Source organism: bacterium, assembly GCA_022616075.1.
Classification (GTDB): domain Bacteria; phylum Acidobacteriota; class HRBIN11; order JAKEFK01; family JAKEFK01; genus JAKEFK01.
In genome coordinates, this window is sequence record JAKEFK010000402.1 from 51,004 (window position 1) to 64,072 (window position 13,069).

Genomic DNA, 13,069 nt, shown 5'->3' on the forward strand with positions numbered 1-13,069 from the left:
ACCGCATTCTGGAACTGTTGCGCTACGTCTTAGTCAGACGTTGCTAGGGCTTGTTCGAATTTCGATGTGTCGCCGCAGGACTCTACCCAGAAGCCAGCCGCTGGAAATCAGTAAAAGGACAATAAGTATCCCAACGTTATAATTCGTCTCCAATATTCTGGTTATCAACGAATAGCGGATAAACCGTCCGGCAAAAATGGCCGATCCGTAATAGGCGCTTTTCGGTTTGATCTTCAGCAAGCTGACACGAATGACTGAAAAGGGAAGTGGAAGGAGCGCAAAAAGGAACGTGGCAACATAAAAATAGGAGCGAGCTTCTGTAAACTTGTTCATTAACCGCTTGCGAATTCTATTCGCTAAGAGCTGATCGATATTTCCACCGGCGGCAGCGCAAATGCTTCCCGTAAGGACCAGAACAATGGCAGGATATTTGTCAATGTGGAATAGTAAAACAGGTTCAAATGGAAAAGGGAGTGCAGTATTCGTAAAGAACTGCAAGGAGAGCAAACAGCGCGAAGTTATCACACATGAGTTTGCCCAAGAAGAAAGGTGTGGCCGCAGACGGTGCACGAAAACTCCGAACAATTCCTGCGGTCTTCAATTTTTTCGATAAAGTGTCCCGCAAAAAGGCAGGCTAGAGGATGAGTGATCTTCCTCACTTCGCGTTCCTTTTTTAAAAACGAATGTCCGCAAAAGCAGGCATATTCCCAGAAGGATTGGCGTTGCGTAACGGGATGAACTTTGTGTCCGAAGAGATTGCAAAGGTATCGGACTTTCTTTTTGAAGGTTTGCCTGCTTGAAAAAGTGTTTTCTTCTTTGTGAAACAGGAGAGGATGACCACAACGCGTACACATGTATTCATCGTGGTTGTTGCGCGAGCCCAGAAATGTATAGGTATGGCCACCGAAGAAACAGCCAAGAATGTGACGAATTCGAGTCCTCCTGTTGGATAGAACGAGATCGTCACAACCGTTTAGATCATGGCCAAATAGCGTGCAAAGCATTTCCATGCAACGTGGCGAGAGCAATGTCTATGCCAATGGAGCGCAGGCTTCCAGCCTTCATCAACAACCTCGGCTTCCAGCCTTGCTACTATCTCTTTGGTTACACTGCGATATATTGAAAGAGAGATTCGAATGGAGAAACCCCGCGTTGTGATCATCGGAGCAGGATTTGCGGGACTGTATGCAGCGAGGGAATTGTGCAATGAGGCTGTTCGCGTGACAATTCTCGATCGGAGCAACCATCATCTGTTTCAGCCGTTGCTATACCAGGTAGCAACCACCGGTTTGTCACCAGGTGATATTGCGCAGCCGATCCGCCACGTTTTCCGGAAATGCAGAAACATCGAGGTGTTGTTGGCAGGAGTGGAACGCGTTGATGTTCCGGCACGAACCGTCCACTACCGTGGCGGCGAAATCTTGTACGATTTTCTAATTGTCGCAACTGGCGCAACGCACGCTTATTTTGGGCATGAAGATTGGGCGCAAATTGCTCCTGGTTTGAAGACGCTGGAAGATGCGGTGCAGATCCGACGAATGTTTCTCACGGCGTTTGAAGAGGCTGAAAAAGCACGTGATCCCAAGAAAGCAACTGCTCTCTTGAATTTCGTGATCGTAGGAGCGGGACCCACCGGAGTGGAGCTGGCCGGAACAATGAGTGAAATGTCCAGACGAGTTTTGTCGCGAGAATTTCGCCACATCAATCCGGCATCCGCAAAAATTTTGTTGCTGGAAGGCGGACCGCGTGTTCTTCCGGCGTATTCAGAACGACTTTCTGCGAGCGCGCAGAAACAACTTGAAAAACTGGGAGTGGAGGTTTGGACAAATTCACTCGTGACTCGACTGGAACCGGATGCTGTTTACATCGGTGAAAAACGGATCGAAACGCATCGTATTTTTTGGGCAGCAGGGGTGGCTGCATCGCCTCTTGGCCGTACTCTGGGAACTGAGCTTGACAGGACAGGGCGGGTGAGAGTCACTCCGGACCTTACGGTGAAGGACCATCCCGAAATTTTTGTGGTGGGTGATTTGGCTTCATTGACCGATGGTGAAGGCAAACAGGTCCCTGGCGTTGCTCCTGCAGCAATTCAAATGGGACGTTACGCGGCAAAACAAATTCTCGCGATCAGTAAAAATCGTCCTAAACAATCGGCGTTCGTTTACAAAGACAAAGGGAGTCTTGCCACGATTGGTAGAGCGGCCGCGATCGGCAGTCGCGGGAAAATGGAATTCTCCGGTTTCATTGCCTGGCTGGGCTGGCTACTCATTCACATTTTCTTCCTGATTGGCTTCCGGAACCGTCTATTCGTGCTTCTGCAGTGGGCGTGGTCCTACATCGGACTTCGAACAAGTGCCCGCCTGATCACCTATTATGAAGGCACGGTGGAAACAGAAACCAAGGTTCGCTAATATTGGAAAGTAATGAGCAATGAGTGATGAGCAATGAGACCGGCTTAACAGGCCTCATTACTCATGACTCATGACTTTGGCACTGGATATCGGATCTTTATTCTTTCTCCCGCCAACGCAACGGGCAGGCGAGCTGAGATGCTTTACAGCCCGCGCGCAAGTTTTGAACTGGCCGTGCGATTCAAAGACGCGGGAGCGCCAATCGGTGAAGTTTTCAGCTTTGTCAGCGGCCTCTACTTTCGTGGCAAGCTGGCATACGCAAATCAATTTTGCAAAAGTCCCGAAAAGATCCCAGGCGTCCTTGTCATCACATCAGATCGCGGTCTTTTGAACGTTGAAACGCTGGTTACCAAAGAAGATTTGCAATCCTTCAGCGAAGTACCGATTGATCCTGCGAGCGCGCGATACGCTGAAGCACTTCGAAAATCAGCGATCGAAGTAGCCGCGAAATTGCCGTCAGATTCGGAAGTTGTCCTTTTGGGGAGCATCAGTTCAAAAAAATATGTGGAGTTGCTCCTGGAAATTTTCGGTGACCGTCTAAAATTTCCTGTGGAATTTGTGGGGCGAGGTGATATGAGCCGAGGGGGACTCATGTTGCGGTGCGTCGAATCGAATACCGAGCTGCAATATAGTCCGGTTGACGGAGCGATCCGACACGGGAAACGCCCGCCTAAACTGGAGCCGAGGCGCTGGACTAACGTGGTGTTGAATCGGGGAGACCGCCGTCCACCGGAAGCGTAGCTCCCGTGGTTGGGGTCTTGCGTGTTGCAAAGAAAAGTACAGCACGCGCGACATGCTCCGCAGTAATTCTTGCTTTCAGCAGATTCCGGTTTCTGTAGTAGTCTTCGAGTCCTGCCTGATCGAGCCCGCGTGATTTCATCCGGTCCGGACCGACTTCAGCCCACAATCCTGAGTTCACCTGGCCGTGCGAAAAAACAGCATCGGGAGCAACCATGTTTACGCGCACGCCAAGATCGGCAAGCTCCAGACTCGCTATGCGCGCAAGTTGATGTGCTGCCGCTTTGGTCGCGCTGTAGGCTCCGAATTTTGCGCCGGGAGCAAAAACGTTTCTTGTGGAAATGAGAATCACATCACCACCGGTGCCCTGAAGTTGAAACAGGCGCGCCGCTTCGCGAAGCACCAGCAGTGTTCCTTCGACATTCACTTTCTCCAAACGCCGGAACCCGTCAAGATCCATTTCGGCCAACGAAGAAACCATCGCGACACCTGCATTCACAATCACGAGATCTACACCGCCCCACTGCCGAATCACTTCGTTGAAGCCACGCTGAACCGATTGCGGATCAGTGACGTCCATGCCAGCGGAAAAGACTTGATTCGGAAAGCGCTTCTTCAATTTTGACGCGCTCTGGTCCAAATGCTCTCCCGGTAGATCAGTAAGTGCCACATGACAGCCGTTTTGAAGAAGCGCTTCCGTTATACCCATTCCAATCGCACCGGCAGCGCCGGTCACGATTGCGACCTGGCGCTGTAATGGCACATCGTGAATTTTTAGTTTTGCTTGCTGCATCAAGAAATATTCCATGTCGAACAAATGATCTTCTTCCAGGCCACGGTATTTAATTCCACTCAAAGCAAACCATCTTTTTACATGGATGGACTGAGCCATGATATCTCGCGCAATCAGCGCCGCCTTTTCGGTTTCGCCACCGCAGATGACACCGATTCCGGGAAGCAGAATGACACGAGGCAGAGGATCCAGGCGACGCGCCCCTGATTCGATGCGATGCGCGTGTCGTTCAAAATAAGCTTGATAGTCTTGCGCGTAAGCCTGAATTGCCGAACGAAACTGTTCTTTCAGTTTCGCGTGATCTTCATAGTTGGGATCAGCGATAAAAACGGGTATTGATTTTGTGCGAATGAGATGATCCGGCGTAAGTGGCGGAGATAGGGCAAGTTGTTTTACTCCCGGATCATCCACCATCTCCAATGCTTCTGCCGTGATCCACGGAATCAAAACGAAACGCCGGAACGGATGATCTTGCTCCCCGGTTGGTTCCGCCAGAATACCGCGCAGCATTGGCGCGATCTGAACATAGCGCTGCCATGCGCTTTCCAGAGAAGTCGACTTCACATCTTTTGCTGCGGGCATCCGCCCGTTCCACCAGTTCTCTGCTTTACTAACAAGCTCAATCGTTGCCGCATATGCTTCTTCGGCCGAATCTCCCCATGTAACCAGACCATGTTGAAGCAGCACCATACCGGCCGCCTTCGATTGCCGGTCAAATGCTTCCGCAGCCAGCTTTGCCAATCCGAAACCCGCGCGAACGTAGGGAACCGTGGAAACATTGCTCCCAAGGGCTTCTTGAACCTTTGCGGCCGCATTTTCCTGGTTCGTCAGGCCAAGAATCGAAGCAGGGTGCGTGTGTACTATGAATTTAGAAGGAATAAATGCGTGAAGGAAAGCTTCGACGGATGGTACAGGCGAATCGGGATTGAATAAATGTCTCCGCAGCTCACGGATCATTTCGTTATCGGGAAGCTTCTCCAGCGAACGCATCCTTTTTAATGGATCCAGCAGAATTCCCGAAAAACCTTCCGATGTGATACCGGATAGATCGAATCCCGAGCCTTTTACAAAGAGTGTTGTTTGCGGCGCTCCCATAACATCGAGCGTTGTTGTTTTAACGGACGTGTTGCCGCCTCCATGCAGAACGAGATCCGGTTCATTCCCTAAAAGGCGGGACACGTAGATGCAGCTCGCAAGATCAGATCCTGTAGCAGGAGCAAACTCCGCGATAACGCGTTTCTCTTCGGAGGCTTGCCACTTGTTATGCATGAAGAGTGTTCAACATGGAGGACGCGTTTTCGGCAATCGCGCCGCGTTCAAAAATCGCGCTGCCGCTGATCACCAGGTCTGCGCGCCAGCGGCCTACTTCCTGGATGTTTTCGCGTGTGATTCCACCATCGATCGCTGTCAGAATTAAACTTCCGTGAGCCGCGATCATTTCCTTTAACCGGACCAGGCGTCTTTGGCTAGTAGGTTGAAGTTTTTGACCGCCCCAACCAGGATTGATCGCGAGCAGGAGCACTATCTCCAGCTCATCGAAAAGCGGTTCGAGCGTTTCCAGCGGAGTTCCGGGATTCAACGCGATTCCACGAATCACTTCACGCGATGCGGAAGCGGCAGCAAGCCGAATTTGCTGCAGGACCCGATGAATGTGTGTGTCCGATTCGAGATGCACTGTAATCAAATCCGCTCCGGCTGCGACATAATCGGCCACCTTTGTCAGCGGATCCTGGATCATCAGGTGCGCATCTTTCCATAATGGCGTCTTCAGCGCCTTGATGAATGGTGGCCCCACAGTCATTTGAGGCACGAAGCATCCATCCATGACATCGATGTGAAGCATCCGGATTCCAGCTTTTTCCAGAGCCGAAATTTGTGAACCCAGTTGCAGCAGATCTGCGGAAATGATTCCCGCGCTGATTGTAGGCGCTGATTCCTTGATGGACTCGAGCAGTCGCGTCAACTCCCCTCCTTGAAAGGAACAAGGGTGGAATTTACAGCTTCAATCATTGCGGTGTAATTTCATAATCATCGCAGGCGAGACGCCCGCGCTACTTTGTTGTTTGTTTCAGATCTTGAAAGTATTCGTAAGCGTGATCCGGGTTGAATCCTTCATGAACCACTTTTCTTACTGCCTGAATCATCGCGACAGGGGACGCGGATTGAAAAATATTTCGTCCCATATCGACTCCTGAGGCGCCCTGCTGGAGCGCATCATACGCCATTTTCAATGCGTCCCGTTCCGGTAGTTTTTTGCCACCTGCAATAACAATGGGAACAGGACATCCGGAGGTTACAGTTTCAAATCCGGGGACAAAATAAGTTTTTACAAATGTTGCTCCCAGCTCGGCGCAGATCCTCGTTGCAAGGCCAATGTAGCGCGCATCTCTTGTGATCTCCTTGCCCACTGCGGTAACACCAAGAACTGGAATGCCATAACGAAGTCCTTGATCGACAAGACGGGTCATGTTGTGGACCGATTGGGTTTCAAATTCTCCACCAATGAATACCTGCACCGCCATCGCGGAAACATTCATCCGAACGGCATCTTCAATATCGATGGCAATTTGTTCGTTGGAAAGCTCCTTCAGGATGCTTGGACCGCCGCTGGCCCTCATCACAATCGCCCTCCCGGTGGCAGCTGGTATTGTGGTCCGCAATATACCTCTTGTGAGCATGAGTGCGTCAGAATGTTCGGCCAGTGGAAGAATTGTGACATCGCACCGCTCGAGACCGGTCGTCGGTCCTTGAAAATAGCCATGATCGAAAGCCAGCATGAGTGTCCTGCCGGATTTCGGCTGAAAAATGCGAGCCAAACGATTTTTCATGCCCCAATCGTAGGAATTGGAGCCTTTTAGAAAAAAGAGCTCGTTCCGAACAGGGACGTCCAGGTGAAAATTCTTTTTCTCGTCAGATTGATCGGCTTCCGGCATAATAAAAACTCCTTTTTTTAAGTGACTAATGACTGGTGGCCAGTGATTAGTGAGTTTAGCTCATGGGTGGATTTACTGCAAATATGTTTAGATCTTTTTAAGAGATAGGGCGTTTCATTATACGGAGGTGGAACTATGCAAAAATGGATCGTTTTTTCAGCGCTTGCATTGACGTTCGGGCTCAGTATGCAGGCCGTCACTTCTCAGGCAACGAAGGTAGCTACGGCCAATTCAAAGTTTGGTTTAAATTTGTATTCCCAACTCAACCAGCGAGCGGAAACCAGGAACATCTTCTTCTCCCCCTCGAGCGTATCCTGGTGTCTCAGCATGTTATTCAATGGAGCGGAAGGGAACACCAAACAGGAAATGGCGCAGGCTCTTCAGATCAGCGGATTGAGCCTGCAGGAGCTGAACAGTGCTTACGGTGAATGGCGAAACACATGGGTAAAACCTGACCCGAAAGTAGAGATCGATGTTGCAAATTCAATCTGGTCAAGGCGCGGTCTTTCTTTCAAACCTGAATTCTTGCAAACAAATAAGAATTTCTACGCTGCTGAAGTTAGTGAACTCGATTTCAATGATCCCCAATCGCTGTTAACCATTAATTCGTGGGTCAAGAACAAAACAAGAGGCAAGATAGAGAAAATTATTGATCAGATTAGCGCCGATTCGGTCCTTTTCCTCATCAATGCGATCTACTTCAAGGGAAAATGGACAATCGAATTCGATCCAGCAAAAACGAAGGAAGAGAACTTTGTCACGGTTCCTGGAAAGCAAATGCATGTGAAGATGATGCATCAGCGCGGTACGTATCAGTATCAGGAGCAACCGGAATTTCAGTCAGTTGCTCTGCCTTATGGCGATGGTCGTTTGAAAATGCACGTTTTTCTTCCGTCTAAAGAAGTAGGGCTGAATAAGTTTCATCAGACTCTTACTCACGCAAACTGGGAAAGATGGATGACACAGTATGAAGAATCGGAAGGAAGCATCGGTTTACCGCGTTTTCGAATCGAGTACGAAACAACGTTGAATCAGGCGCTCAAAACGCTCGGAATGAAAAACGCATTTGATCCGTCTCAAGCCGATTTCGGCGGAATGATCACGGGCTCTCAAAGACCGTACGTCAGCGAGGTTAAGCATAAGGCTTTTGTGGAAGTCAATGAAGAAGGTACTGAAGCAGCCGCCGTCACATCAACCGAGGTTCGAATCGTATCGATGCCGATTCCCAAAAAGACGTTTCAAATGATCATGGATCGTCCCTTTTTCTTTGCGATTCGGGACGGCTCGACCGGTGCTGTACTCTTTATGGGAGCTGTCAGCGATCCTGTCTAGGAAGTTTCTTCCGATGCAGGAATCGGTTGGCGTACCCACGCGAACAAAGCGAATGCGGCTGTACCCAGTAGCAGATATTCTCCGGCAAATCGGAATCTTTCAAAATTGTACTGAAGTACGACAAGGAAATACGCGAGTAAAATCGCACGAACAAGACGCGGATGTTCTTTTTGTTTGGAAATAAGAAGAAAAATCAGCGCAATGCCTATCGCAAACAACAGGACATTCACGTAAAAAGCATATTCGAGCATAACTGGCTGCCTCCCCAGATCTGAGTTATCCTGCCACAAAATCCGCTACTCTGGCAAGCGAAATCTTTGACAAAGTTTGCAGTAGCGTTGTCCAAGCGATGTGGCGCGGCGTCTCGCCCGCACGACACAATCCATCCCGTACCCGTCTATGTCCATTTCATGTCTATACGAACGGCCCACAAAATCTCGCGATGATATGATGACACCGATGAAACTGGATACGAAGAGGACTTTGCTGCTCGCTTTCGGAGTGGCCACGGTTTTGATCCTTCTGAATGCTACGCAGCGGTCGCTGGCATCCTGGGAGCAGACTCCCTCCTCCCCTGTGATGAAATTTGCAAATGTTCCTGCAGATGCGGCCTTGTGGTACCTGTGGGCTCTATCAATCTTTCCTATCTATTTCGTTGCATCTCACATTTCTCTGAGGCGCAGCAACCGTATTCTTGTTTTTCTGTCGCACCTGGGGATTGGATTCTCATTCGCGCTTGCAAATATTTGTGTGCAATCCTTAATTCTCTCTTTCGTTACCGGCGATGCTGTTTTTTCGCTGATTGAATACGGTTTTGTTTCAAGGCTGTACATGCGCACGGCAATCTATTTCCTGATCGTGATTGCCTGCTACGCCTACATTTTTCACCAACGGCACCGTGAAGAAGAATTGCGCGCCGAACATTTGGAATCGCAGCTGGCGCGTCTTCAGTTTCAAATGTTGAAATCCAAATTGAATCCCGAATTCCTTTTCAACACGATGCAATCCATTTCGGGCTTGATTCGCAAAGACATTGAATCTGCTGATCTACTCACGGCGCGTCTCGGAGATTTTCTGCGCATTTCATTGGAGAATTCCTGCGCCGGGCAGGTCACGCTGCAACAGGAACTGGATCTTGTCAGAAGCTATCTGGACATTCAGCGCGTGTACGCGCCGCAACTGGAGATCTCCATTCACGTGGATCCTCATTCCTTTGGAACTCTTGTGCCGAACCGTCTTCTTCTGGAAACCGTTCAAACATTCACTCTTCAGAAACGGCTGGATATGCAAGCCGTTCTGGAGGGCAAGGAGTTAAAGATCTCTTACTCAAACTATGAAAAAGAGCCTGTGGTTCTCCGTATACCCTTGCTTCCGGAAGACCAGATGGACCAACCCATTCAGCAAAGAGGAACTCCTGTTGAAAGTTTAGAGGAATTTCACCGGTCGCTGGCATTGCAAGAAAAATCAATCAAACAGTCTGAACCTTCGTTCTGGAAAAAAGTCTGGGGAATTGCAGCTTTATGGACTCTGATCATGAGCTTCTTTCTTGCGCGAGAGCTGATCGCGCGGAAAGTCGCCGGAGAGCCATTAGAAGTAATGAACAATATCAAGGATTATGCAATGTGGTACTGGTGGGCAATTTTTACTCCCATTATTTTCTGGTTAGGTGAAAGAATTCCGATTCGACATGCTCAACTTGCCAGAAATATTACACTGCATTTTCTTATCAGCTTTGCCGTGAGTCTCATCATGGTTCTCTTGTACTTTGGGCAGCGATGGGTGTTCGGAATGGAGAGCAATTGGGCCATGTTGTTGGAATCGCTCCTTCGCTACCCGCATCCATTTGACATGCTCACCTACTGGGCAATCCTTGGTGTTCGGGAAGGGCTCGCATACAACTGGAAATATTTGCAGGAAGAGCTTCGAACCGCAAAGCTCAAAGGCAATTTGCTGGAAGCTCAGGTACAAGCGCTGAAAATGCAACTTCACCCTCACTTTCTTTTCAATACCTTGAATTCCATATCAGAACTAATGCATGAAGACATGGAGGCGGCGGAAAAAATGTTAAAGAGATTGGAAAATTTCTTGCGGCTTACCTTTCAAAATTCCGATGTCCAGCAAATTCCTCTGCAAAAAGAGCTGGAATTCCTGCAAAATTATCTTGAGATACAGCAAGTCCGTTTTCAGAACAGGCTGGCGGTGGATCTGAAGATTGATCCTCAAGCGCTGGCGGACCGTGTTCCCAACTTGATTTTGCAGCCGATTGTTGAAAACGCGATTCGTCATGGCATTGCTCCACGCACCGATGCGGGGAGGATTGAAATCCGCGCGTCTCACAAAAGCGGGTCCCTTCTGCTTCAAGTGGAGGACGATGGTCCGGGCCTTCCCGCGTTGAACTTCAGAGAAGGCGTTGGTATGTCCAATACCAGAATGCGACTGCAGCAGCTTTACGGCAAAGAATGCAGTTTTCAAATGCAAAACAACCCGCAAGGAGGTTTGATTGTTACACTTCAGATCCCAGCAACAACTGTTTACGGGAGCTAGATGGAGCGCGGACTTCCAGTCCGCCTTACCATGAATCAAAGAATTAAAACAATCATCGTTGATGACGAGCCGCTGGCTTGTCGCAGAATTCGCCGTCTTCTTCAGTCGGATGATGAAGTTGAAGTTGTAGCGATTTGCACGAGTGGTCAGGAAGCCGTGAAAGCGATTGAGGAGCATCATCCGGATCTTCTTTTTCTGGATGTCCAGATGCCGGTGATGGATGGCTTTGGAGTTTTGCAAGCGGTCGATCCCGCGCTTCAACCGCAAATTATTTTTGTTACTGCCTACGATCAATACGCAATCCAGGCGTTTGAAGTGCATGCGCTGGATTATCTGCTGAAACCATTCGACAGGGAGCGATTCGCAAAATCCGTGAGTCGCGCGAAGGAGATGATTCACCAGAATCAACAAAAAGCGATTACAAAGGAGCTACTGACGATTCGTGATGAGCTGCGGGTAAGACCCAAGTACCTGGACCGCCTTGTGATCCGAACGGGAGGGCGCATTTTCTTTTTAAAGACTCAGGAGATCGACTGGATTGAAGCGCATGGCAAATATGTGACGATTCACTCCGGCAAAGAATCACATCTTCTTCGGGAAGGAATCAGCTCACTGGAAGGGGACTTGAATCCCGGCAAATTCGCGCGCATCCACCGGTCGACAATTGTAAACGTTGACCGGATCAAAGAATTGCTACCCTGGTTTCACGGTGATTGCAAAATCCTGTTGAACGATGGAACCGAGCTGATGTTGAGCCGCCATTACCGGCAGCGGCTTGACGAATTGCTGGGCCGGCCTTTGTAGCTGAATCGTGGATCGTTATCTTGATCGTGATCTTAATCGTAATCGTATATTCGTAATTCACGATTGATAGTCCGATTTAACGATCACGACTGCGATCAAGATTACGATTACGATCAAGATCCACGATTATTTAGATACTCGCAGAATCCCACTGAAGTTTTACTTCTTCCTTCCCGTGCCAAAAATGTTGTTCCCGTCCGGTTTCAACCTTTAAGCTGAACTTTAGCCGGAGGAGAATCACAATGAAACGTTTAGTAACCTTGTTCCTCGTGTTTCTGTTCGCGGGGGCCTTGTTCGCACAGGTTGAAGAGCAAATTGACGTCGGAGTTCTGGAAATCTGGGTTAAGGTAACAGACAAACAGGGGAAGGCGGTCAGCGATTTGAAATCCGAAGATTTCAAACTTTTTATCGATGGCCAACCTGGAGAATTGAAGTGTTTCGATAAATCATTTCAGGAATCGGATTCCGGGTCAGGTGCTGCATCAGATCCTAATCAGGGACGCAAATTCGTGTTCTTTTTCGACTTGCTGAATACTCTTCCAGGCGACATGGATTTTTTGAAAAACAGCGTTACCCGTTTCATTCTGGATTCTTTTCACGATAACGATCAGGGAATGGTTTTTGCGCTTTTGCCGAACGCGCATCTCGGAGTGGTTCAGAAAATGACCTCTAACCGCCAGGCACTCGTACTCGTGATCCGAAAAATGAAAGGCAACATGTCATTGGGTGCTTCGGTTGAGACAAATGAGAAGCAGTTGCTGGAGCTTTTGTATCCACTCGATACGACAAGCGACGGCGCTAATCCGCTGGCTGACAGAGGTGTTGGAACACGACCGGTTCAAAACCTTCATGCTGCCCAATCGCTGGCTCGAAATTTTGCCGCACAGGAAGAGAATCAAAGCCGTCTCACGCTGAATACATTCACGAGCATTGCCAGGTACCTTGCTGAAACTCAGCTCCAGGGACACATTGCTCTTCTATATATAAGCGGAGGATTTCCGATTAGTCCGGGAGAGCAGTACTTTGACATGATCCATCAACTCATCGAAGAGAGATTCGTTGCGGGTTCGGGCGATCTTGCTATGATCGACCGGCCTAATTTTAATTTTCAACACGATATCAAAAGAACTATTGGCGCCCTCAATCGGATGAATGTCACAATATATTCTCTGGACGCAAAAGGCCTGCTCATGAGCGCGCGTGGGGCGGAAATGGACTCGCTTCAGGCTGCTCGTGGACTAAAAACGTTTTCGAGAAACCAGCAACTTCAGGATTCCCTTGTCCTGGTTGCCCGCGAAACAGGCGGCATCTCCTTTACAAATGGACAGGACTACAACAAGGGCCTAACGGAAATCGTTCGCGATATGAACGAACAATACTTGCTGTGCGCAAATCTTCCGGTTTCCGTGAAAAAAGGCGGTTACCATGAAATCGAAGTAAAAGTAGCGCGACCCGGAATGAAAGTAAGGCATCGGAAAGGGTATTCGGATTAGAGCTATCCGCAGTTGAAAACG

Annotated in this window: 11 protein-coding genes; 6 read left to right on the forward strand and 5 right to left on the reverse strand. The window is 49.1% G+C overall.

What is annotated here, in order from left to right:
* Positions 1-33: 33 nt before the first annotated feature.
* Positions 34-525 (reverse strand): hypothetical protein, encoded by a 492-nt coding sequence (locus tag L0156_30805; GenBank protein ID MCI0607391.1) that lies wholly within the window; start codon positions 523-525, stop codon positions 34-36.
* A gap of 611 nt (positions 526-1,136) precedes the next feature.
* Between L0156_30805 and L0156_30810 the strand changes: the two genes are divergently transcribed.
* Together L0156_30810 and L0156_30815 are read left to right on the forward strand one after the other, a co-directional pair.
* Positions 1,137-2,411, forward strand: a complete 1,275-nt coding sequence (locus L0156_30810; protein MCI0607392.1) for an NAD(P)/FAD-dependent oxidoreductase — start codon at positions 1,137-1,139, stop codon at positions 2,409-2,411.
* Positions 2,412-2,474: 63 nt separating this feature from the next.
* On the forward strand, positions 2,475-3,152 hold the full coding sequence (locus L0156_30815; protein ID MCI0607393.1) for a hypothetical protein: 678 nt from the start codon (positions 2,475-2,477) through the stop codon (positions 3,150-3,152).
* On the opposite strand, the gene L0156_30820 is transcribed toward L0156_30815, so the two are convergent.
* The 3 genes from L0156_30820 to lsrF all read right to left on the reverse strand — a co-directional run bounded on the left by L0156_30820 (position 3,106) and on the right by lsrF (position 6,875).
* Positions 3,106-5,211 (reverse strand): bifunctional aldolase/short-chain dehydrogenase, encoded by a 2,106-nt coding sequence (locus L0156_30820; GenBank protein ID MCI0607394.1) that lies wholly within the window; start codon positions 5,209-5,211, stop codon positions 3,106-3,108. The genes L0156_30815 and L0156_30820 overlap by 47 nt on opposite strands.
* On the reverse strand, positions 5,204-5,905 hold the full coding sequence (locus L0156_30825; protein MCI0607395.1) for a ribulose-phosphate 3-epimerase: 702 nt from the start codon (positions 5,903-5,905) through the stop codon (positions 5,204-5,206). The genes L0156_30820 and L0156_30825 overlap by 8 nt, the downstream gene beginning before the upstream one ends.
* Before the next feature lie 88 nt (positions 5,906-5,993).
* On the reverse strand, positions 5,994-6,875 hold the full coding sequence (gene lsrF, locus L0156_30830) for a 3-hydroxy-5-phosphonooxypentane-2,4-dione thiolase (protein MCI0607396.1): 882 nt from the start codon (positions 6,873-6,875) through the stop codon (positions 5,994-5,996).
* 135 nt (positions 6,876-7,010) lie between these two features.
* On the opposite strand from lsrF, the gene L0156_30835 reads away from it, so the two are divergent.
* A complete protein-coding gene (locus L0156_30835; protein MCI0607397.1) occupies positions 7,011-8,207 on the forward strand; it encodes a serpin family protein in 1,197 nt (398 codons plus the stop codon).
* Here the strand turns inward: L0156_30835 and L0156_30840 are convergent.
* Complete coding sequence (locus L0156_30840; GenBank protein ID MCI0607398.1) at positions 8,204-8,458, reverse strand: hypothetical protein; 255 nt, start codon at positions 8,456-8,458, stop codon at positions 8,204-8,206. The two genes, L0156_30835 and L0156_30840, sit on opposite strands and share 4 nt — an antisense overlap.
* A 208-nt stretch (positions 8,459-8,666) precedes the next feature.
* Between L0156_30840 and L0156_30845 the strand changes: the two genes are divergently transcribed.
* The 3 genes from L0156_30845 (at position 8,667) to L0156_30855 (ending at position 13,048) form a co-directional block, all read left to right on the forward strand.
* Positions 8,667-10,751, forward strand: coding sequence for a histidine kinase (locus tag L0156_30845; GenBank protein ID MCI0607399.1), 2,085 nt, complete (start codon positions 8,667-8,669; stop codon positions 10,749-10,751).
* A gap of 30 nt (positions 10,752-10,781) precedes the next feature.
* Positions 10,782-11,555 (forward strand): LytTR family DNA-binding domain-containing protein, encoded by a 774-nt coding sequence (locus L0156_30850; GenBank protein MCI0607400.1) that lies wholly within the window; start codon positions 10,782-10,784, stop codon positions 11,553-11,555.
* A gap of 242 nt (positions 11,556-11,797) precedes the next feature.
* Positions 11,798-13,048, forward strand: coding sequence for a VWA domain-containing protein (locus L0156_30855; protein ID MCI0607401.1), 1,251 nt, complete (start codon positions 11,798-11,800; stop codon positions 13,046-13,048).
* The last annotated feature ends 21 nt before the right edge of the window (positions 13,049-13,069 follow it).